We start from the raw sequence: 22,928 nt of genomic DNA, 5'->3' as shown, positions 1-22,928 counted from the left end.
CATTATCATGAGCAATAATATTCCAAAAGTAACGCCTTCAAGTAAGGTCAATGATGTCATTCAGCAGATCACCCAGCGCATAATTTCTCGCTCACAACCAACACGAAAAGCGTATTTAGAGCGAATTGAGAATGCCCGTAGAACGACCGTTCATCGTGCCGAACTTGCCTGTGGAAATCTGGCTCATGGTTTTGCCGCCTGCCAAAGTGAAGAAAAACAAATTCTCAAAAGCATGACTCGCTCAGATATCGCGATCATCACCTCCTACAACGATATGCTTTCCGCACATCGTCCCTATGACAGCTATCCAGAAAAACTTAAGCAAGCCTTATTAGAAAATGGGGCTATCGGTCAGGTTGCCTCTGGGGTTCCGGCGATGTGTGATGGCGTGACACAAGGGCAGGATGGGATGGAACTCTCATTGCTCAGCCGTGATGTGATTGCTATGTCTACCGCCATTGGGTTATCCCATAATATGTTCGATGGCGCACTGTATTTAGGGATCTGCGACAAAATCGTTCCTGGATTAATGATTGGCGCACTCTCCTTTGGGCATCTTCCCGCCATTTTTGTTCCTGCGGGTCCAATGAGTACAGGCTTACCAAACAAAGAGAAAGTTCGCATCCGCCAGCTGTACGCAGAAGGAAAAGTGGATCGTAGCGCACTGCTTGAAGCTGAAGCTGCCTCTTACCATGGTATTGGAACCTGTACTTTTTATGGTACCGCCAACTCAAATCAGATGGTGATGGAAGTCATGGGGCTACATCTACCCGGCGCCTCTTTTGTACCACCAGACTCTCCACTGCGCGATGCATTAAATATCGCCGCGGCTCGTCAAATAACACGATTGACTGAGCAATCTGGCAACTACTTACCAATTGGTCAGCTGGTCGATGAGAAAGTGATCGTCAATGGGATTGTTGCGTTACTAGCAACCGGCGGTTCGACTAACTTAACTATGCACCTTGTGGCCATTGCACGAGCTGCGGGGATCATCATTAATTGGGATGATTTCTCTGACCTTTCTGCGATTGTTCCACTCATTTGCCGGATTTATCCAAATGGGCAGGCGGATATTAACCAATTCCAAGCCTCTGGCGGCGTGCAATTATTGATCCGCCAATTACTCTCGAAAGGCTTATTACATGATGATGTCAATACCGTCGTTGGATTTGGATTATCTCGCTATACTATGGAGCCATGGCTAGATAGCGGGCAACTCGCATGGCGCGAAGGTGCTGAAGCGTCTTACAATCTTGATGTCATTGCTGATATCAATCAGCCATTTTCTGCCCATGGCGGTACGAAATTACTGTCCGGAAATTTAGGCCGAGCAATGATGAAAACATCCGCGGTGCCAGTCGAAAATCAAGTGATTGAAGCGCCAGCTATCGTATTCAATAACCAGAACGATATTGCACCTCGTTTCGAAGCCGGAGAATTAGATCGCGACTGCGTGATCGTCGTGCGTTTCCAAGGCCCTTCTGCTAACGGAATGCCTGAATTGCATAAATTGATGCCACCCCTTGGCGTATTATTGGATAAAGGCTACAAAGTGGCGCTGGTGACTGATGGACGACTTTCCGGGGCTTCCGGTAAAGTTCCCTCTGCAATTCATGTCACTCCAGAAGCTTATAATGGCGGATTACTTGCTAAAGTCCAAGATGGAGATCTCATCCGTGTTGATGCTTTAACTGGCGAGATTTCACTCTTAGTGGATGAGCATGAATTAGCGGCTCGCCAACCATACCAACCAGACCTTAGCGCTGAGCGTGTCGGCTGCGGTAGAGAATTATTTGGTGCATTAAGAACACATTTATCAGGCGCTGAAGAAGGCGCTTGTAGTCTCAATTTTTAGCACTCTAAGCTTAATAGGATTAAATATGAATAATTGGAAAATGACCGCTGAAGATGTTCTAAAACAAGGTCCTGTTGTTCCTGTCATTGTGATCAATAAACTCGAACAAGCCGTTCCATTGGCGAAAGCTTTACTTAAAGGCGGCGTTAAAGTTTTAGAAGTCACATTACGCACAGAATGTGCGATTGACGCGATCCGCTTGATTGCTGAAGAAGTCCCAGAAGCGATTGTTGGCGCAGGAACCGTGATCAATGCTCAGCAATTAGATGCAGTGACTAAAGCGGGTGCTCAATTTGCTATCAGCCCGGGGCTAACCGAAGAACTACTTGCAGCTGCAACCAAAGGCACTATTCCATTAATTCCAGGTATTTCAACCGTATCAGAGCTGATGGCTGGTATGAACTATGGTCTGAAAGAATTTAAATTCTTCCCAGCGGAAGCCAATGGTGGAGTCAAAGCTTTAAAGGCGATTTCAGGTCCATTCTCTCAAGTTCGCTTCTGCCCAACGGGTGGAATTTCTCTTGCTAATTACCGCGATTACCTCGCGCTCGATAGCGTGTTATGTATCGGGGGCTCTTGGTTAGTACCGGAAGATGCACTGGCTGCTGGCGACTATGAAAGAATTACTCAGTTAGCGCAAGAAGCGGTGCAAGGCGCGAGCGCATAATTGAATGGTAGGTCACCTAATACTGAGGTGACCTACTTGATTTTCCTAAGCGACAGAAGCGACTTCACTAAATCGTCGACAAAAACGTAGCTCCTCACGATATGCATACACATCTTCAACATGCCCACTAATAATCCGATTTTGTAATTTCTGCCAATAATCTGCGCAAAATAATTCACTATGATATTGCTGTAAATAGTGGCGAATTTTAGTATCTTGGCAAAGAAATTGAGCAAATTCTTCCGGAAAAACATCCTGCTCTCTCACGCTATACCACGGCTCTCCCGATAGTTCTTGTTCAGGATAAAGAGGTTCTGGAATATGACGAAAATTTACCTCTGTCATGTAACAAATTTCATCGTAATCATAGAATACAACTCGCCCGTGGCGGGTCACTCCAAAGTTTTTAAAGAGCATATCTCCCGGAAAGATATTTGCGGCGGCTAGCTGTTTAATCGCACAACCATATTCTTCAATTGCATGGTATAACTGCTCGTCCGTTGCTCCATCAATGAAAAGATTTAGTGGGATCATTTTACGTTCCATATAAAGATGGCGAATTAGAATTTTATCCCCCAAATCTTCCACTTGGGATGCAGCTTCCGTGAGCAATTCATTCATTAATTCATCGCTCACAAAACGTTTTTCAATGACAAAGTTTTCGAATTCTTGGGTATCGGCCATTCGCCCAACGCGATCATGCTCTTTGACCAATCGGTAACATTCGCGAACCCGCTCCTGAGTGACCTCTTTTTGTGGCGCAAATTGATCTTTGATAATCTTAAAAACACGATCAAAAGATGGAGCGGTAAATACCAGCATGACCATCCCTTTTACACCCGGAGCCAGAGAGAATTGCTCCCGTGAAAAATTCAAATAAGCCAAATATTCTCTGTAGTACTCTGTTTTCCCATGCTTTTGACAACCAATTGCCATATACAATTCAGCAATAGATTTACTTGGTAAGATTTCCCGTAACCAAAAAACTAATCCCGCAGGGAATGGCGCATAAACCATAAAATATGATCGAGCAAAGCCAAACACAATGCTGGCTTCATCCAATGCCGTTAGACAGGTATCCACATACATATGACCTTGTTCATCATGATGAATTGGCAATAAAAATGGATAAACTTGTTGATTAACATACAGTTTACCTACCAGCCACGCCGCTTTATTTCGATAAAAAAGTTCATTAGCAACATGTAATCGTACAGGTTGTTCAGTGATTTCTGGAAATTTTTCTGTCAGGATGGTAACGATACATTGGATATCAAACGATAAATTTTTCCACGGTAATCTTAAGGGCAGCCCACTTAGAATTCCCAACAATACATCCTCTATATTTGCCTCTAGCGCATATTCACGCGCTAATGGGCGAGGTAATGTATTAAAACGCCTCGCAGGCTGAGAGGTAAAAATAAACAGGTTATCCTGGGTTAATTCTCGATGCTGAAACAAGCGGCAATAGACTGAATTAAAAAAACTTTCTGCAATTTCAAATCGAGGATAATCGGGTAACAGTGTGGTATAAACCCGTTTAATTCTCGCCAAACTGTAGGGGCTTAAAGATTGAACCAATCCCATACATTGCAACTGTGCCACCACCAAGCCTACATGATGGTCATACAATTTGATTCTTTGTTTCATGGCATTTTGCACTGCATGCCAATCCCCACGTTCAAAACGTTCCTGCGCTCCTGACGTAATCTCTAAAAACCGTCCATACTGGGCATCGAATCCCTGCAAAATAGTTTGGGCGATAATCTGTTCGGTTTCTAGGGTCATTTTCTCTCTCCAATAAAAAACAGGCACTTACGTGCCTGAAAAATAGATAGATACACCAAAGTCAACATAGACACAGAGCACACACAAAATGTAGCGGTCACACCAAATTAAGCTATTTCACTTATTTAAAATTGCTCTTCTTCAGTTGAACCCGTTAATGCGGTAACGGATGAACTTCCTCCTTGAATAACCGTTGTGACCTTATCAAAGTAACCAGTTCCGACTTCTTGTTGATGAGAAGAGAAGGTATAGCCTTTGTTAATTGCTGCAAATTCACATTCTTGAACTTTTTCAACATAGTGTTTCATTCCTTCACCCTGAGCGTAGGAGTGAGCAAGGTCAAACATGTTGAACCACATGCTGTGAATACCCGCTAACGTAATGAACTGGAAGCGATATCCCATTGCTGATAATTCATCTTGGAAACGTGCAATCGTGCTGTCATCTAAGTTTTTCTTCCAGTTAAATGATGGTGAACAGTTATACGCCAACAATTTACCCGGGTATTTTGCATGGATGGCATCTGCAAATTGACGTGCGGCTTCAAGGTCGGGTTTCGAAGTTTCACACCAAACTAAATCTGCATACGGCGCATAAGCTAAGCCTCGGCTAATCGCTTGCTCTATACCAGCTTTCGTGCGGAAAAAACCTTCAGCGGTACGTTCCCCTGTAATAAATTGAGCATCATAAGGGTCACAATCCGATGTTAATAAATCCGCAGCATCGGCATCTGTCCTTGCAATCAAAATGGTCGGAATCCCCGAAACATCGGCAGCTAAACGCGCCGCAGATAATTTTTGAACCGCTTCTTGGGTTGGAACGAGTACTTTACCGCCCATATGACCACATTTTTTCACGGCTGCCAGCTGGTCTTCAAAGTGAACAGCCGCCGCACCCGCTTCAATCATATGTTTCATCAATTCAAAGGCATTCAAAACACCACCAAAACCGGCTTCAGCATCAGCCACAATCGGTAAGAAGAAATCGATATATTCTTTATTATCAGGTCCAATTCCATTCGCCCACTGGATTTGGTCTGCACGTCGAAATGTATTATTTATGCGTTCAACTACCGCAGGAACGGAATCTACAGGGTACAACGATTGGTCTGGGTACATGCTAGAAGCAGTATTCGCATCCGCAGCCACCTGCCAACCGGACAAGTAAATAGCTTCAATACCGGCTTTAGCTTGCTGCAATGCTTGCCCACCCGTTAATGCACCCAGAGCATTTACATACCCTTTTTTCGAACCACCATTGAGTTGAGCCCAAAAACGCTCAGCCCCTTTGCGCGCTAATGTGTGTTCTGGATTAACAGAGCCACGTAACTTAATCACGTCTTCTGCCGCATAAGGGCGGGTGATCCCTTTCCAACGAGGTTTTTTCCATTCGTTTTCTAACTGAGCAATCTGTTCTAAGCGCGATGTGGTCATGATTCACTTCCTTTCTAATAATGTGTAGGATTCATCGAATGTTGTATTTATTGTTTTAATAAACAAAATATGACTAATCTAATAACTGATAACCAGGAATGGTCAGGAACTCTATCAACTCATCTTGAGTAGTGATCCGGCGCATTAATTCGGCGGCTTCCCGGAAACGCCCACTCTGGAAACGCTGGTCACCGAGTTCTTTTTGAATAACTTGCAGCTCTTCATCTAGCATCTCTTCAAATAGGATTTTGGTGACTTTCATTCCATTTGATAGCGATTTACCGTGACGGATCCACTGCCAGATCGAGGTACGAGAGATCTCTGCGGTTGCGGCATCCTCCATTAACCCATAAATAGGGACGCAGCCATTCCCTGAAATCCACGCTTCAATGTATTGCACTGCGACACGAATATTGGCACGCATTCCTGCTTCCGTTCGTTCCCCAGCACAAGGCTTCAATAATTGTTCAGCGGTAATTTCGTCATCATTCTCACGGCGTACATTTAACTGATTTTTACGATCGCCAAGAGCCATGTTAAAGACATCCATCACCGTATCAGCCAAACCAGGATGAGCAATCCACGAACCATCGTGGCCATTTCTCGCCTCCAGCTCTTTATCTGCTTTAACTTTGGCTAAAATAGCTTGGTTCTCTAACTCATCTTTACTTGGGATGAAGGCCGACATTCCACCCATCGCAAATGCTCCACGGTGATGACAGGTTTTAATCAATAAACGAGAATAGGCACTTAAAAACTCCTGCGTCATGGTGACGACTTGTCTATCAGGAAGTACTCGGTCAGCATGCTCTTTCAATGTTTTGATATAGCTGAAAATATAATCCCAACGACCGCAGTTCAGCCCGACAATATGGTGGCGCATGTGGTACAGAATTTCGTCCATTTGGAAAACCGCAGGTAACGTTTCAATTAATACAGTTGCTTTGATCGTGCCTCTTGGCAGCCCAACAAAATCTTCAGCAGCACTAAATACGTCACTCCACCATTGTGCTTCTTGCCAAGATTCTAATTTCGGAATGTAGAAGTAAGGGCCACTACCTTTTGCGAGTAGCGCTTGGTAGTTATTGAAAAAATACAGTGCAAAATCAAACAGCCCCCCAGAAATAGGTTTTCCATCCACGAGTACATGCTTTTCATCCAAATGAAGGCCACGAACACGAGCAATAAGTACCGCAGGATTTGATTTCAGTTGATAAACTTTTCCGTTTTCATTGGTGTAGGAAATCTCACCCTTGATCGCATCACTTAAATTAATCTGCCCTTCGATCAACTTCTCCCATGAAGGTGATAGTGAATCCTCAAAATCAGCCATAAACACTTTTACATTTGCATTCAAAGCATTAATGACCATTTTACGTTCTACAGGGCCTGTAATTTCAATTCGACGGTCCATGAGGTCATCAGGAATATTTTGAATCTTCCATTCTGAATTTTTAATGGAATTCGATTCCATAATGAAATTCGGTAACATTCCTGCATCTATTGATTTTTGTCTCTCAATTCTGTCTTTCAGTAATTGTTCTCGACGAGGTAAAAACTCTTCAACTAAAAAAGAAAGAAAAGCAATAGAATCAGCATGTAAAACCTGTTCATCTTGCTGAGTAATATCTTTTGTAAATGTTAAATCTGATATAGATAACTGCTGTTCCATTGTCTTACCCTCATTCATGGCTGGCTATGAATTAAGAGTAGGCCCAAATCATAAATAAATCAAAAACGGTTTCCATTTTAATTTAAAATCAATATATCGATTTGATATTTATGATTTTTTAAATAAAATCACTTTTGTTTTTTATTTCTATTTACAAAATGTATTTGTTAAATATTAGTTAAATCATAGAGTTGTAGGCTGAAGATTTTTTTCATTCCAGAAAAGATAAATAAAAAAGAAGCCGTTTATCGGCTACTTTTTTATCTTTAAATAGGGAGGATATTGTGATTTATAGGCTAAAAATGTGCTATTAGTTAGTCTTTAATTTTAAAATCTCATCTTTACTTGGCAGTAAATACGTTTTTTACTCGAGCGTCGGTGCCATATGAGTAAGATCAAACGGTGTGATCTGGTACACATAATAATTGAGCCAATTAGAAAATAGTAGATGCCCATGACTACGCCAACGAACTTCTGGATCATTATTAGGATCATCATTTTTAAAATAATTGCAGGGTAATTCGGGAGTAAGTCCGGCCTCTACATCACGCCAATATTCTTGAGATAGTGTTTCAGCATCATACTCTGGATGCCCAGTCACGAATGCTAACCGCTTATCTTTAGAGGCAAATAAATACGCTCCAGCTTCTGAAGAGCTCGCTAAAATATCTAAATCTGTATTTTGACGAATATAATCTTCAGGGAAATCCGCGTATCGGGAATGGGGAGCGTAAAATGAGGCATCAAAGCCGCGAGTTAACAATGCAAAAGGTTTTACCGTTTCATGGGAATAAACCCCTGAAAGTTTTTCTTTGCGTGTAAATTTAGGTAGATCATAGAGTACTTTTAACGCAGCTTGTACTGCCCAACAGACAAATAAGGTCGACGTTACATGTTCTTTAGCCCATGCAATCACTCGCTCGATCTGATCCCAGTAGCATACATCGCTGAAATCAACTAAACCTAGTGGCGCGCCAGTAACAATCAATCCATCAAAATTTTGATTCTGTATATCCTCAAAGTCACAATAAAAGTTATTGAGATGCTCTGCTGGGGTATTTTTAGATTCGCGCTGGTCGATACGTAGAAGCTGGATATCGACCTGTAGCGGCGTATTAGACAGTAAACGTAAGAACTGATTTTCAGTTTCTATTTTTTTTGGCATCAGATTCAATATCAGTACTTTCAAGGGACGGATCTCCTGAAGGCTTGCCCTTGTCGTTGTCATGACAAAAACATTCTCTTCGCGCAAAAAATTAACTGCCGGTAGCTCATCTGGTAAACGAATAGGCATCCCTTATCCCCTTAAATATACTTTTATACGTTTAGACTTCTAGAATGCTAAATAATCTAACCAATGTTGCTAAGTTTGTCGAGCATTTCAAAGCTAGTTGAAATAAATTCAAGCTATTCATATGGTCGTTTTACAATTCAAAGTCTAGCAAAGTAATAACTCACTGATCTCTCTTATTTTTATTACACATTAATATTCCAAATCGCTTATATTTTTTCGTCATTAATCAGAACTGACTCAGCACAAGAAGATATACGCCAGGAAAAGTACAAGAAAGAAAAGGAAGGAAGGAAGGAAGGAAGGAAGGAAGGAAGGAAGGAAATCGAAAGAAAAAATCACCAAGGGGCTCAATGACGTATTGGGTTCATTGACGGATAGGTTTCAGTACATTCTCCAATTTGAGGTTGAAAAGTACTAAAAGTAATATCTGATAAACAATGATTAGAATGATTTCAGCAAGGATAATTTTAGGATGTAGAGCGACTGATTAATAATGAAGTGCTTTTATACGACGCCATATTTTCATATTCAACTTTCACCAAGCACCCAACGCAAAAAAGCCACCCAATGGGTGGCTTCTCGGCTAATTTAATGTCTGGCAGTTCCCTACTCTCACATGGGGAGACCCCACACTACCATCGGCGCTACGGCGTTTCACTTCTGAGTTCGGCATGGGGTCAGGTGGGACCACCGCGCTATTGCCGCCAGACAAATTCTGTTTATTCCCGTTACCTTTTGGTAACCAGAATATCAATCCTGAACAAGCTGCTGTGTCCTTCACCTTTCGGCTTCTCACTCGCTATTGAATTCAACTTTATCTCTCTAAAACACCTTCGGTGTTGTCAGGTTAAGCCTCACGGTTCATTAGTATTGGTTAGCTCAACGTATCGCTACGCTTACACACCCAACCTATCAACGTCTTAGTCTTAAACGTTCCTTTAGGACCCTTAAAGGGTCAGGGAAGACTCATCTCAAGGCAAGTTTCCCGCTTAGATGCTTTCAGCGGTTATCTCTTCCGCACTTAGCTACCGGGCAATGCCATTGGCATGACAACCCGAACACCAGTGGTGCGTCCACTCCGGTCCTCTCGTACTAGGAGCAGCCCCTTTCAATCTTCCAACGCCCACGGCAGATAGGGACCGAACTGTCTCACGACGTTCTAAACCCAGCTCGCGTACCACTTTAAACGGCGAACAGCCGTACCCTTGGGACCTACTTCAGCCCCAGGATGTGATGAGCCGACATCGAGGTGCCAAACACCGCCGTCGATATGAACTCTTGGGCGGTATCAGCCTGTTATCCCCGGAGTACCTTTTATCCGTTGAGCGATGGCCCTTCCATTCAGAACCACCGGATCACTAAGACCTACTTTCGTACCTGCTCGAGCTGTCACTCTCGCAGTCAAGCTGGCTTATGCCTTTGCACTAACCGCATGATGTCCGACCATGCTTAGCCAACCTTCGTGCTCCTCCGTTACTCTTTGGGAGGAGACCGCCCCAGTCAAACTACCCACCAGACACTGTCCGCACCCCAGATAATGGGGCCACGTTAGAACATCAAACATTAAAGGGTGGTATTTCAAGGTTGGCTCCATGCAGACTAGCGTCCACACTTCAAAGCCTCCCACCTATCCTACACATCAAGGCTCAATGTTCAGTGTCAAGCTATAGTAAAGGTTCACGGGGTCTTTCCGTCTTGCCGCGGGTACACTGCATCTTCACAGCGAGTTCAATTTCACTGAGTCTCGGGTGGAGACAGCCTGGCCATCATTACGCCATTCGTGCAGGTCGGAACTTACCCGACAAGGAATTTCGCTACCTTAGGACCGTTATAGTTACGGCCGCCGTTTACTGGGGCTTCGATCAAGAGCTTCTCCTTACGGATAACCCCATCAATTAACCTTCCAGCACCGGGCAGGCGTCACACCGTATACGTCCACTTTCGTGTTTGCACAGTGCTGTGTTTTTAATAAACAGTTGCAGCCAGCTGGTATCTTCGACTGGCTTCAGCTCCATCCGCAAGGGACTTCACCTAATGCCAGCGTGCCTTCTCCCGAAGTTACGGCACCATTTTGCCTAGTTCCTTCACCCGAGTTCTCTCAAGCGCCTGAGTATTCTCTACCTGACCACCTGTGTCGGTTTGGGGTACGATTAATGATAATCTAGAGCTTAGAGGCTTTTCCTGGAAGCGGGGCATGAGCTACTTCGCCACCGTAGTGACTCGTCATCAGACCTCAGTGTATAGTGAACCGGATTTGCCTAATTCACCCACCTACATCCTTAAACCGGGACAACCGTCGCCCGGCCAGCCTAGCCTTCTCCGTCCCCCCATCGCAATTATCACCAGTACGGGAATATTAACCCGTTGCCCATCGACTACGCATTTCTGCCTCGCCTTAGGGGTCGACTCACCCTGCCCCGATTAACGTTGGACAGGAACCCTTGGTCTTCCGGCGTGCGGGTTTTTCACCCGCATTATCGTTACTTATGTCAGCATTCGCACTTCTGATACCTCCAGCATGCCTCACAGCACACCTTCGCAGGCTTACAGAACGCTCCCCTACCCAACAATATTTACATATCGCTGCCGCAGCTTCGGTGCATGGTTTAGCCCCGTTACATCTTCCGCGCAGGCCGACTCGACCAGTGAGCTATTACGCTTTCTTTAAATGATGGCTGCTTCTAAGCCAACATCCTGGCTGTCTGAGCCTTCCCACTTCGTTTCCCACTTAACCATGACTTTGGGACCTTAGCTGGCGGTCTGGGTTGTTTCCCTCTTCACGACGAACGTTAGCACCCGCCGTGTGTCTCCCGTGATAACATTCTTCGGTATTCGTAGTTTGCATCGAGTTGGTAAGTCGGGATGACCCCCTAGTCGAAACAGTGCTCTACCCCCGAAGATGAGTTCACGAGGCGCTACCTAAATAGCTTTCGGGGAGAACCAGCTATCTCCCGGTTTGATTGGCCTTTCACCCCCAGCCACAAGTCATCCGCTAATTTTTCAACATTAGTCGGTTCGGTCCTCCAGTTAGTGTTACCCAACCTTCAACCTGCCCATGGCTAGATCACCGGGTTTCGGGTCTATACCCTGCAACTTATTCGCCCAGTTAAGACTCGGTTTCCCTACGGCTCCCCTATACGGTTAACCTTGCTACAGAATATAAGTCGCTGACCCATTATACAAAAGGTACGCAGTCACCCTGATAAATCAAGGCTCCCACTGCTTGTACGTACACGGTTTCAGGTTCTATTTCACTCCCCTCGCCGGGGTTCTTTTCGCCTTTCCCTCACGGTACTGGTTCACTATCGGTCAATCAGGAGTATTTAGCCTTGGAGGATGGTCCCCCCATATTCAGACAGGATAACACGTGTCCCGCCCTACTCGTCGAGTTCACAACACTAACACCTTCGGATACGGGGCTATCACCCTATACTGCCGGCCTTTCCAGACCGTTCTCCTGATGCTAATGCTGATTAAGACTCTGGGCTGTTCCCCGTTCGCTCGCCGCTACTAGGGGAATCTCGGTTGATTTCTTTTCCTCGAGGTACTGAGATGTTTCAGTTCCCTCGGTTCGCTTCGTTTGACTATGTATTCATCAAACGATAGTGCAACGGATTGCACTGGGTTTCCCCATTCGGATATCGTCGGTTATAACGGTTCATATCACCTTACCGACGCTTTTCGCAGATTAGCACGTCCTTCATCGCCTCTGATTGCCTAGGCATCCACCGTGTACGCTTAGTCGCTTAACCTCACAACCCGAAGGTGTCTTCTTACAACGAGTGACTGTGCTTCATGATTTCGGCGTTAGTCAGTGCTCGCAATGCTCACGTACCTTAAGTACGCTGCGCTTGCTGTGCGCTGTCTGCCTTGAACTCATGTCGCTCGTCGACTCGAATGTTCAGAGAACATCTTCAAGTTGAGATTTTTTGAGAGACTCTCACATTGTTTAAGCAAAACAATGTGCGTTGTTTTCAATTTTCAGCTTGTTCCAGATTGTTAAAGAGCATAATTGTTAAACCAACTACATCGTAATTGGCTTAATCATTATTGGGGACATCGTCTTTCACTCGATATCGGCGCAATTGGCGTCCCCTAGGGGATTCGAACCCCTGTTACCGCCGTGAAAGGGCGGTGTCCTAGGCCTCTAGACGAAGGGGACACGAAATACTGCACAAATTGCTTTGTTGCATATCTCGTGTAAGAACCACTCTTTCGAATAGCTCTCCCACGTATAGCCTATTGCTCTACTTTCTATCAGACAATCTGTGTGAGCACTTCACAAAAACACTTCAATGGTAAGGAGGTGATCCAACCGCAGGTTCCCCTACGGTTACCTTGTTACGACTTCACCCCAGTCATGAATCACAAAGTGGTAAGCGCCCTCCCGAAGGTTAAGCTACCTACTTCTTTTGCAACCCACTCCCATGGTGTGACGGGCGGTGTGTACAAGGCCCGGGAACGTATTCACCGTAGCATTCTGATCTACGATTACTAGCGATTCCGACTTCATGGAGTCGAGTTGCAGACTCCAATCCGGACTACGACGTACTTTATGAGTTCCGCTTGCTCTCGCGAGGTCGCTTCTCTTTGTATACGCCATTGTAGCACGTGTGTAGCCCTACTCGTAAGGGCCATGATGACTTGACGTCATCCCCACCTTCCTCCGGTTTATCACCGGCAGTCTCCTTTGAGTTCCCACCATTACGTGCTGGCAACAAAGGATAAGGGTTGCGCTCGTTGCGGGACTTAACCCAACATTTCACAACACGAGCTGACGACAGCCATGCAGCACCTGTCTCAGAGTTCCCGAAGGCACTAAAGCATCTCTGCTAAATTCTCTGGATGTCAAGAGTAGGTAAGGTTCTTCGCGTTGCATCGAATTAAACCACATGCTCCACCGCTTGTGCGGGCCCCCGTCAATTCATTTGAGTTTTAACCTTGCGGCCGTACTCCCCAGGCGGTCGATTTAACGCGTTAGCTCCGGAAGCCACTCCTCAAGGGAACAACCTCCAAATCGACATCGTTTACAGCGTGGACTACCAGGGTATCTAATCCTGTTTGCTCCCCACGCTTTCGCACCTGAGCGTCAGTCTTTGTCCAGGGGGCCGCCTTCGCCACCGGTATTCCTCCACATCTCTACGCATTTCACCGCTACACATGGAATTCTACCCCCCTCTACAAGACTCTAGCTGACCAGTCTTAGATGCCATTCCCAGGTTAAGCCCGGGGATTTCACATCTAACTTAATCAACCGCCTGCGTGCGCTTTACGCCCAGTAATTCCGATTAACGCTTGCACCCTCCGTATTACCGCGGCTGCTGGCACGGAGTTAGCCGGTGCTTCTTCTGTTGGTAACGTCAATCGCTGATGATATTAGCATCAACGCCTTCCTCCCAACTGAAAGTACTTTACAACCCTAAGGCCTTCTTCATACACGCGGCATGGCTGCATCAGGCTTGCGCCCATTGTGCAATATTCCCCACTGCTGCCTCCCGTAGGAGTCTGGGCCGTGTCTCAGTCCCAGTGTGGCTGATCATCCTCTCAGACCAGCTAGGGATCGTCGCCTTGGTGAGCCATTACCCCACCAACTAGCTAATCCCATATGGGTTCATCCGATAGCGCAAGGACCGAAGTTCCCCTGCTTTGCTCCTTAGAGATTATGCGGTATTAGCTACCGTTTCCAGTAGTTATCCCCCTCTATCGGGCAGATCCCCATACATTACTCACCCGTCCGCCGCTCGTCAGCGAGAAGCAAGCTTCCCCTGTTACCGCTCGACTTGCATGTGTTAGGCCTGCCGCCAGCGTTCAATCTGAGCCATGATCAAACTCTTCAATTAAAAGTGTCTGATGCTCAAAGAATGTTTACTGTCGTTTGATTTCCTAAGAAACCAAATTACCTATTAGTTCATATATATGAATTAACGTGTTAGTCACTCTTCAAGACTTTAAAATCAAATATTTTTTTGATAGTGTCTTGTGAGTGCCCACACAGATTGTCTGATAAATTGTTAAAGAGCGGTGCGACATTTCTTTTGGAAATCGACTCAGTTTTTATCAACTTAGGTCGTTGTCGCGAGGTGGCGTATATTACGCTTTCCTCAGTGAGAGTCAAGCATTTTTTGCTTAATCTTTTCAGATTCTCTCGCTGCCGGTTCAGTGTCCATCGCGCTTTGCGTTGGCTTGTTCCCGGTCAGTGGATGCGCATTATAGGGAGTCAGAAAAATCTGGCAACCCTTTTTTTGATATTTTTTGCATTTTTTGATTCAACTGCTGCATTCCACAGCAAAACCCCTATTTATACCGATTTACACACAGAGTTATCCACAATGATGAAAAATAGTTAAAATAGTTCGCGCATTACGCAAACGTTTGCGCTACAATTGGCGCGAAAATTCAGCATTGATTTTATTTTGATGCTCTGAAATTGTTAGTGACTTATATATAGATATTGCTTTCTTTATCCAAATCCAAGGGATCTCTCTCATGCAACAGCTTCGTCCTATTCGTCGTGCCCTGCTCAGTGTCTCTGATAAAACAGGGGTTGTTGAATTCGCTAAGGCGCTTTCTCAGCGTGGTGTTGAACTGCTTTCTACTGGTGGAACCGCAAAGTTATTAGCAGAGCAAGGCCTAAAGGTCACTGAAGTTTCGGATTACACTGGTTTTCCTGAAATGATGGATGGTCGTGTTAAGACTCTGCACCCTAAAGTTCACGGTGGGATCTTAGGTCGTCGTGGTACCGATGACGCAATCATGCAAGAACATGATATTGCCCCTATCGATATGGTGGTTGTAAACCTCTATCCTTTTGCTCAAACCGTAGCAAAACCAAACTGCACATTAGAAGATGCCGTTGAGAATATTGATATCGGCGGTCCAACCATGGTTCGCTCCGCCGCTAAGAACCATAAAGATGTTGCCATCGTCGTAAATAGCAATGATTACAGTACAGTCATTGAAGAGATGGATAACTACGAAAACTCTTTAAATTGGTCAACACGTTTTGACTTAGCAATTAAAGCATTTGAACATACTGCCGCTTATGACAGCATGATTGCTAACTACTTTGGTGAGCTCGTTGCACCTTACCATGGTGACACTTCTCAGCCATCGGGTCGCTTTCCTCGTACCTTGAATCTTAACTTCATTAAAAAGCAAGATATGCGTTATGGTGAAAACAGCCATCAAGATGCCGCTTTCTATATAGAAGAGAATCCGAAGGAAGCGTCAATCGCTACTGCGTCACAAATTCAAGGTAAAGCGCTTTCTTATAATAATATCGCTGATACCGATGCCGCTCTTGAATGTGTCAAATCTTTCGACGAACCAGCCTGCGTAATTGTTAAGCACGCTAACCCTTGTGGCGTAGCAATTGGCGATAATATTCATACCGCTTACGATAAAGCATTCAAAACTGATCCTACCTCCGCATTCGGTGGCATTATTGCGTTTAACCGCCAATTAGATAAAGCGACAGCGGAAGCTATTATTGAACGCCAATTTGTGGAAGTGATTATCGCACCTTCTATTGCTGAAGATGCGCTTCCTTCATTAGCAACAAAACAGAACGTTCGCGTTTTAGTTTGCGGAGAATGGAGCAAGCCAGTTGCTGGCTTAGATTTCAAACGTGTTAACGGTGGCTTATTAGTACAAGACCGTGACTTAGGCATGGTAACCGCCGACGATTTGCGTGTGGTGACTAAACGTCAGCCGACTGAGCGTGAATTAAAAGATGCCCTATTCTGCTGGAAAGTGGCTAAATTCGTGAAGTCGAATGCAATTGTTTATTCTAAGAATGATATGACTATCGGAATTGGCGCAGGGCAAATGAGCCGTGTGTACTCCGCGAAGATCGCAGGCATCAAAGCTGCGGATGAAGGTTTAGAAGTCGCGGGCTGTGCAATGGCATCTGATGCATTCTTCCCATTCCGTGATGGTATTGATGCCGCTGCCGCAGTTGGTGTAACGTGTGTTATCCAACCGGGTGGCTCTATCCGTGATAATGAAATCATCGATGCAGCTAATGAACATGGCATCGCAATGATCTTTACTAACATGCGTCATTTCCGTCATTAATTCTTAGGGGTTTTTATGAATATATTGATTATTGGTGGCGGCGGTCGTGAACACGCTTTAGCGTGGAAAGCAGCACAATCACCTTTAGCAGACAAAGTTTATGTTGCTCCAGGTAATGCAGGAACAGCGATTGAGCCAGCGTTAGAGAATGTTGATATTTCAGCGACGGATATCGATGGACTACTTCAATTTGCCAAGGATAAACAAATTGGCTTGACCATCGTAGGTCCTGAAGCGCCTTTAGTTATTGGTGTTGTTGATGCATTCAAGCAAGCTGGACTCACGATTTTTGGTCCAACTCAAGGTGCTGCACAACTTGAAGGCTCAAAAGCCTTTACCAAAGATTTCTTAGCTCGCCATAATATTCCAACAGCAGCGTATGAAAACTTTACTGAAGTTGAGCCCGCTCTCGCGTACTTAGATAAAGTCGGCGCACCGATTGTTATTAAAGCTGATGGCCTTGCCGCAGGTAAAGGCGTTATCGTTGCGATGACACTGCAAGAAGCTAAAGATGCGGTACACGATATGCTGGCTGGAAATGCCTTTGGTGACGCGGGTCATCGTATCGTTATCGAGGAGTTTCTCGATGGTGAAGAAGCCAGTTTTATCGTGATGGTTGATGGTGAAAATGTCATTCCAATGGCAACCAGCCAAGATCATAAACGTGTTGGTGACGGTGATACAGGGTTAAATACTGGCGGTATGGGCGCTTATTCTCCAGCACCTGTCGTGACTGATGAAGTTCATCAGCGAGTCATGGAGCACGTGATTTACCCTACGGTCAAAGGAATGGATCAGGAAGGTAATCGTTATCAAGGCTTCTTATATGCAGGTTTGATGATTGATAAAGCCGGAAATCCGAAAGTCATTGAATTTAACTGCCGCTTTGGTGATCCTGAAACTCAGCCAATTATGATGCGCTTGCAGTCTGATTTAGTTGCACTGTGTTTAGCGGGCGCTAAAGGTGAGTTAGCAGGTAAAGATTCCCTATGGGATGAACGCCCTGCTCTAGGCGTTGTTATCGCCGCAGGTGGTTATCCGGGCGATTATCGCAACGGCGATGTCATTTCTGGTTTACCAACCAGCGAGGCTGCTGATAGTAAAGTATTCCACGCGGGTACCAAGTTAAATCAAGCAGGTGAAGTCGTCACTGCAGGTGGGCGCGTTCTATGCGTAACTGCGTTAGGTAACGACATCGCAAAAGCCCAAGCTAAAGCTTATGAAGTTGCCAAAACCATCAATTGGTCTGACAGTTTCTATCGTAATGACATCGGCTACCGCGCCATCGCTCGTATTAAGTAATAGAAACAAATAACCCACAAGCTGATAAGAGGAAACTTTTATCAGCTTTTTGCTTTCCTGCTTTTGAATTTTGTTTGCTTTTGACCTTCACCCAGCCAATGGCTCTAAGTATTTCGAAGCATAGCTAGGCGGCAAGGTTACTTATGCCCAGGAGCATAGATAACTATGTGACTGGGTTAAGTCACCGAAGCCAACAACGCTAGGATTTGAAAGACGACGAGCGGTGACCTACAAAGAATCTTTAGAAGGCTGCCAGCTGCAAAAATTAGTATCCGCCACCATCAAAAGCTGAGTCCCTTCTGGCGACTCCAACCAAGCTAAATTCAGCTCTTTAGTCCACACTTTCGCGCGGTCATCCAACCATTTTTGTGCATAAGGTTCGAACGTTACTTTTCGTTCTTCGCCGCTACAAGTGGTAATTTTACCTTGCTGCCAGTGACCTTGGTGCAGTTCTACGCCGCCAACAATTAAAGCTGTATTCACATCGAGGATCCGTTCAGCTTCAAAGCGCCAACGGTTAATTTCATCAGGAGAAAGTGGGGATTTGATATTTTTTTGAGCTCGCTGCATAAACACAATTTCATTGTCTTTATTAAATCGCAATTGCTCGGTGATATTGTTGTCGCCTTGGTTTAAGACCTGGCTGCGGATCTGCCAAAGTTGACCATCACGATACTCAAAGAAATTGACTGAAGTGTCAGTTCGTTTAAAGGGGCTATACACCACCATTAAGACCAACGGCTGACTTTTCGCATCGTTGAGTCGCCACATTCGGATCACGCCATCATCGGCAATAAATCCACTCGCGCTAAACTCAGGTAATTGAGGCGAATGAGAAGAACAGGCGCTTAGCATTGAGATAGCTCCCAATACCAGCAACCTTTTGCGAATAAACAAAGGGGATAATGTAATACCCCCTCTGATAACTCTTATAGACAATGTACTTATTTTACAGCGTCTTTCAATGCTTTACCGGCAGAGAAAGCAGGTACAGTTGTCGCAGGAATTTGAATTTCTGCTTTAGTTTGTGGGTTACGACCGGTACGTGCTGCACGGTGGCTAACTTTAAAAGTACCGAAACCGACCAGTTGTACTGCTTCGCCTTTTTTCAGTGAATCTGAAATAGCGCTCAGAGTCGCTTCCAGAGCTGATTTAGCTTGGGTTTTAGTCAGATCTGTAGATTCTGCGATAGCATCAACTAATTCAGTCTTGTTCATAAATTATCCTTACACAGTGTGTTTATCGTTTGCAAAGCATCGAGTGCGTCGGATATGCCAGATTGACAGCCCTGATACACGCCCCCGATAGCCACTTCTTCTCGCCCCTCAATGTAGACCAGAGTAGGGGTAAATGTGAAGTCTTAGTACACAGCATTACTGCTTCAAGTCACGTTTTCACGCATAAAAGCGCAAATTTTAGTCTACAGTGATGCCAATGTTGCTGACACCCGCTTCGCGGAGGTCAGATTTTAATCCTTTAATTAATTCTAAGTCCCGTTCTTCGCAAGCTGCCAATAAACGGAAAATATCCCATTGAATGTCCCACTCTTCTTCTACAGCAGGCACATCTTTTAATTCTTCATCAGTCATTTCCCGCCCTGCTTGGGTCATTTCAAGCATGGCAACTGTACGGATGGAGGCTTCACTCACTAAAATTGCGTGCTCAAGGGTTTCGCCACTCAGTTTTGCATGAACGAGTTCACCTAAAGCAATGCAAGCGTCGATAGCGGGATACACACCATACATATCGAAGTCATCAGCTACTGGAATAATTTCTTCTAACTTTTCTAACTGACTGTCGAAATTGACTTTGCTATCTTTGATAACCAAGGTTTCCCAAACTAAATCTAGAATGGAGCGATAAACCTTCGCATCAGCAAATTCAGTTTGCTGACAAAACATCTGATAGTTGGGATACATTCTTTCGCACAGGCATGCCATAAATGTCATATGCTGCCAGGCTTCTAGCTTCTCCAACCTCAAATGAATAGGATTTCTTAACATAATTTCTGACTCATCAATCTTAATACTTCGCAGTTTACCTGAAAATCAGCCAATGCCACATATTTTGCTGATAATTAGCCAATTTTCTCATTCATTCGCTTAAAAAACGTTCGATTCGAAGCGATTCCGTCAGCCATACGGGTGGGTTCTGGTAATCTATACCCTTGAATACACCCTTTTACCCATGCTAGCGAGGAAATAAAACTCACTTTGTGACCCGGTGAAACATATAAAGGATTACAGCGTTTTTTACTCCGATATACCCATCCGAGCTGTTCATCCCCCAACCTTAACATTTGGACACTTTCAGGTTCAGGATCAAGCTCGACGTTATCACCACATAATCGGCTTTTTGCAACCCCAATGGTGGGAACATCCGCAAGTAATCCAAAGTGACACGCCACACCGAAACGCCGAGGATGCGCAATACCTTGCCCATCCACCAGCACTAAATCAGGTTTCTGCTTTATTTGCGACCAAGCCGCCATTAACCCAGGAACCTCACGAAAAGAGAGTAACCCCGGAATATAAGGCAATTGTGTTGGTATACGTGCGATTTGATACTCAATCAATTTAAGTTCAGGCCATGACAACACGACAATCACTGCACGAGTGATAGCCCCATCCTGCTCAAATCCAACATCTGCTCCACCAATAAAATGGGGAGTCGCAAAATCATCCTGTAAAATGATGCGTTGTGCTAGCTGGGTTTGCTGTTGCCGTAATTGCTGAGTATCTAAAACCATAGTACGACCGCTGCTTAGTGAGTTTTAATCATAGATGCTAATGGTGTATTTACAACACGCTGTAAATACACCATTCATTTTGAGATGCAAAGTGAGATAGAACCTGCGTTCTATCTACTGATGGTACTGGCGGGAGAAACGGTGCACTGCATCGACAAAAGTACCCGCATGCTCCGGCTGAACGTCTTGATGGATACCATGTCCTAAGTTGAAGACGTGCCCTTCCCCTTGACCGAAGCCTTTTAGAATATGCTGCACTTCTTCTTCAATACGAGCAGGAGGCGCATATAACATAGAAGGATCCATATTACCTTGTAGAGCCACTTTGTCCCCAACACGGCGGCGGGCATCTGCAATTTCGGTTGTCCAGTCCAGACCGAGTGCATCACAACCTGTTGCTGCCATCTCTTCTAACCATTGACCGCCACCCTTAGTGAATAACGTTACAGGTACACGGCGACCGTCATTTTCACGAATTAAACCATCAACAATTTTATGCATGTAGTGCAGGGAGAATTGCAGATAATCACGCTTGGTCAGCACTCCGCCCCATGTATCAAAAATCATCAGTGATTGTGCACCTGCACGGATTTGTGCGTTCAGATACAAAATCACGCTATCCGCTAACTTATCAAGAAGCAGATGCAGCGTCGTTGGATCTTCATACATCATTTTTTTGATTTTAGTGAATGCTTTACTGCTACCGCCTTCGACCATATAAGTTGCTAATGTCCATGGGCTTCCGGAGAAGCCAATCAGCGGGACATCCCCATTCAGTGCCTTACGGATCGCGCGCACCGCATCCATCACATAGCCAAGTTCCATTTCTGGATCGGGAATAGGGATATTTTTAACATCTGCGGCATTCTTGATTGGCTTTTCAAAACGAGGTCCTTCCCCAGTTTCAAAATAGAGCCCAAGCCCCATTGCATCAGGGATAGTTAAAATATCAGAGAATAAAATTGCGGCGTCTAATGGAAAACGACGAAGTGGCTGTAACGTGACTTCACACGCTAACTCAGTATTTTTACACAAAGCAATAAAATCACCAGCTTCTGCGCGGGTTGCTTTGTATTCTGGTAGGTAACGCCCGGCTTGACGCATCATCCATACTGGGGTTACATCTACAGGCTGACGTAGCAACGCACGTAGATAGCGGTCATTTTTTAACTCAGTCATTATTTACTCCATTATTATTGTGGCCGCCGCAAATGGCTAAGGCGCCGCATTATATCAGCAAAGGGAAACAATATCAGCGATCCTGCCTTTAGCGATTCTCTTCATCATATTGACGGCATAAAACCACAGTATCTTCAATCAAACGCCTTGCAATGGTATCTCCCGGTGGGATCATTGGCAGATCGTTATAGTGATACCAATCGGCACGAATCAGTTCATTCGGATCGACCTTAATATCGCCACTATCATAATCAGCTAAAAAACCCATCATTAATGAATGTGGGAATGGCCAAGGTTGAGAGGAAACATAGCGAATATTACGAACCTTAATATTGCTCTCTTCCATCACTTCACGAGCAACGGCCTCTTCTAGCGTTTCCCCAACTTCGACAAACCCCGCAAGCACTGTAAATAGTGGATTTTGCGAATGACGGCGATGTTGAGCCAGCAAGATATGGTCATCACGACGGATACCCACAATAATGCAAGGTGCTATTTGTGGATAATAACGTTCATGACAATGGTCACATAAGCATGCCCATTCTGTTGGGCTATGGCGCATTGCGGTACCACAATAACCACAATAACGATGTGAACGATAAAATTCAGCCAACTGTACTCCGCGTCCCGCTAAGCGAAATAAGCCTTCATCTTGAGCAGTTACCATCCGTGGAGATCCCATATCTGCTGGCATTTTTTCTGCTATCAGCCAAACTACTTCGCCTTGCCACTCACCAATTGGCGTTGCCACTTTTCCAGTTAACCCATACTGGTTGGCATTTCCTCTCGGTACATCCCCTTTTGGCAGCCATAAACGACCGGCAAAACAGACAAACCACCAGCCACTTTCCGTTCCTGCTAATGTGAATTTATTCATCGTTAATATCTGTATTAGATCCTTTTGTTACCG

At 44.9% G+C, this 22,928-nt stretch carries 14 protein-coding genes, 1 tRNA gene and 3 rRNA genes; 4 read left to right on the top strand and 14 right to left on the bottom strand.

Annotated elements, in window-relative coordinates:
- Positions 1-7: 7 nt before the first annotated feature.
- Together edd and EL244_RS02210 are read left to right on the top strand one after the other, a co-directional pair.
- Positions 8-1,858, top strand: coding sequence for a phosphogluconate dehydratase (edd, locus tag EL244_RS02215; RefSeq protein ID WP_126458389.1), 1,851 nt, complete (start codon positions 8-10; stop codon positions 1,856-1,858).
- Positions 1,859-1,883: 25 nt separating this feature from the next.
- A complete protein-coding gene (locus tag EL244_RS02210; protein ID WP_006816089.1) occupies positions 1,884-2,525 on the top strand; it encodes a bifunctional 4-hydroxy-2-oxoglutarate aldolase/2-dehydro-3-deoxy-phosphogluconate aldolase in 642 nt (213 codons plus the stop codon).
- A 45-nt stretch (positions 2,526-2,570) separates the two neighbouring features.
- Here the strand turns inward: EL244_RS02210 and aceK are convergent, their stop codons facing one another.
- The 8 genes from aceK to EL244_RS02170 all read right to left on the bottom strand — a co-directional run bounded on the left by aceK (position 2,571) and on the right by EL244_RS02170 (position 14,552).
- Complete coding sequence (gene aceK / locus EL244_RS02205) at positions 2,571-4,313, bottom strand: bifunctional isocitrate dehydrogenase kinase/phosphatase (protein WP_126458386.1); 1,743 nt, start codon at positions 4,311-4,313, stop codon at positions 2,571-2,573.
- A 125-nt stretch (positions 4,314-4,438) separates the two neighbouring features.
- Positions 4,439-5,746 carry an isocitrate lyase gene (gene aceA / locus EL244_RS02200; protein ID WP_112836039.1) on the bottom strand — a complete coding sequence of 436 codons (1,308 nt, stop codon included), beginning with the start codon at positions 5,744-5,746 and terminating at the stop codon, positions 4,439-4,441.
- A gap of 73 nt (positions 5,747-5,819) precedes the next feature.
- Positions 5,820-7,418: a malate synthase A gene (gene aceB, locus EL244_RS02195; protein WP_112836037.1), complete on the bottom strand. Its 1,599-nt coding sequence runs from the start codon at positions 7,416-7,418 to the stop codon at positions 5,820-5,822.
- Positions 7,419-7,782: 364 nt separating this feature from the next.
- The gene (gene metA / locus EL244_RS02190; RefSeq protein WP_006816093.1) at positions 7,783-8,712 is read right to left on the bottom strand and encodes a homoserine O-acetyltransferase MetA; all 930 of its coding nucleotides are present in this window, start codon (positions 8,710-8,712) and stop codon (positions 7,783-7,785) included.
- A 593-nt stretch (positions 8,713-9,305) separates the two neighbouring features.
- A 5S ribosomal RNA gene (gene rrf, locus EL244_RS02185) occupies positions 9,306-9,421 on the bottom strand.
- 134 nt (positions 9,422-9,555) lie between these two features.
- Positions 9,556-12,464, bottom strand: a 23S ribosomal RNA gene (locus EL244_RS02180).
- A 334-nt stretch (positions 12,465-12,798) separates the two neighbouring features.
- Positions 12,799-12,874: transfer RNA gene (locus EL244_RS02175), tRNA-Glu, on the bottom strand.
- Between the two features lie 137 nt (positions 12,875-13,011).
- Positions 13,012-14,552: ribosomal RNA gene (locus EL244_RS02170) — 16S ribosomal RNA — on the bottom strand.
- Together the 16S, 23S and 5S rRNA genes with 1 tRNA gene alongside form the textbook arrangement of a ribosomal RNA operon.
- Before the next feature lie 646 nt (positions 14,553-15,198).
- On the opposite strand from EL244_RS02170, the gene purH reads away from it, so the two are divergent.
- On the top strand, positions 15,199-16,788 hold the full coding sequence (gene purH / locus EL244_RS02165; protein ID WP_126458384.1) for a bifunctional phosphoribosylaminoimidazolecarboxamide formyltransferase/IMP cyclohydrolase: 1,590 nt from the start codon (positions 15,199-15,201) through the stop codon (positions 16,786-16,788).
- A gap of 15 nt (positions 16,789-16,803) precedes the next feature.
- Positions 16,804-18,090 (top strand): phosphoribosylamine--glycine ligase, encoded by a 1,287-nt coding sequence (gene purD / locus EL244_RS02160; protein ID WP_126458381.1) that lies wholly within the window; start codon positions 16,804-16,806, stop codon positions 18,088-18,090.
- Positions 18,091-18,318: 228 nt separating this feature from the next.
- Here purD and EL244_RS02155 read toward each other — a convergent pair whose 3' ends face one another.
- The 6 genes from EL244_RS02155 to nudC form a co-directional block, all read right to left on the bottom strand.
- Positions 18,319-18,945, bottom strand: coding sequence for a DUF1481 domain-containing protein (locus EL244_RS02155; protein ID WP_154600509.1), 627 nt, complete (start codon positions 18,943-18,945; stop codon positions 18,319-18,321).
- Between the two features lie 89 nt (positions 18,946-19,034).
- The gene (locus EL244_RS02150; protein ID WP_006813653.1) at positions 19,035-19,307 is read right to left on the bottom strand and encodes an HU family DNA-binding protein; all 273 of its coding nucleotides are present in this window, start codon (positions 19,305-19,307) and stop codon (positions 19,035-19,037) included.
- Positions 19,308-19,505: 198 nt separating this feature from the next.
- On the bottom strand, positions 19,506-20,093 hold the full coding sequence (locus EL244_RS02145) for a YjaG family protein (protein ID WP_006813654.1): 588 nt from the start codon (positions 20,091-20,093) through the stop codon (positions 19,506-19,508).
- Between the two features lie 74 nt (positions 20,094-20,167).
- Positions 20,168-20,839 (bottom strand): deoxyribonuclease V, encoded by a 672-nt coding sequence (gene nfi, locus EL244_RS02140; RefSeq protein ID WP_006813655.1) that lies wholly within the window; start codon positions 20,837-20,839, stop codon positions 20,168-20,170.
- A gap of 114 nt (positions 20,840-20,953) precedes the next feature.
- Positions 20,954-22,018 (bottom strand): uroporphyrinogen decarboxylase, encoded by a 1,065-nt coding sequence (gene hemE, locus EL244_RS02135; protein WP_006813656.1) that lies wholly within the window; start codon positions 22,016-22,018, stop codon positions 20,954-20,956.
- 88 nt (positions 22,019-22,106) lie between these two features.
- Positions 22,107-22,895 carry an NAD(+) diphosphatase gene (nudC, locus tag EL244_RS02130; RefSeq protein WP_006813657.1) on the bottom strand — a complete coding sequence of 263 codons (789 nt, stop codon included), beginning with the start codon at positions 22,893-22,895 and terminating at the stop codon, positions 22,107-22,109.
- Between the last annotated feature and the right edge of the window lie 33 nt (positions 22,896-22,928).

It is taken from the genome of Providencia rustigianii (assembly GCF_900637755.1).
Classification (GTDB): Bacteria; Pseudomonadota; Gammaproteobacteria; order Enterobacterales; family Enterobacteriaceae; genus Providencia; species Providencia rustigianii.
The sequence above is the reverse complement of the archived record's forward strand: the minus strand, read 5'-3'. Positions and strand labels throughout refer to the sequence as shown.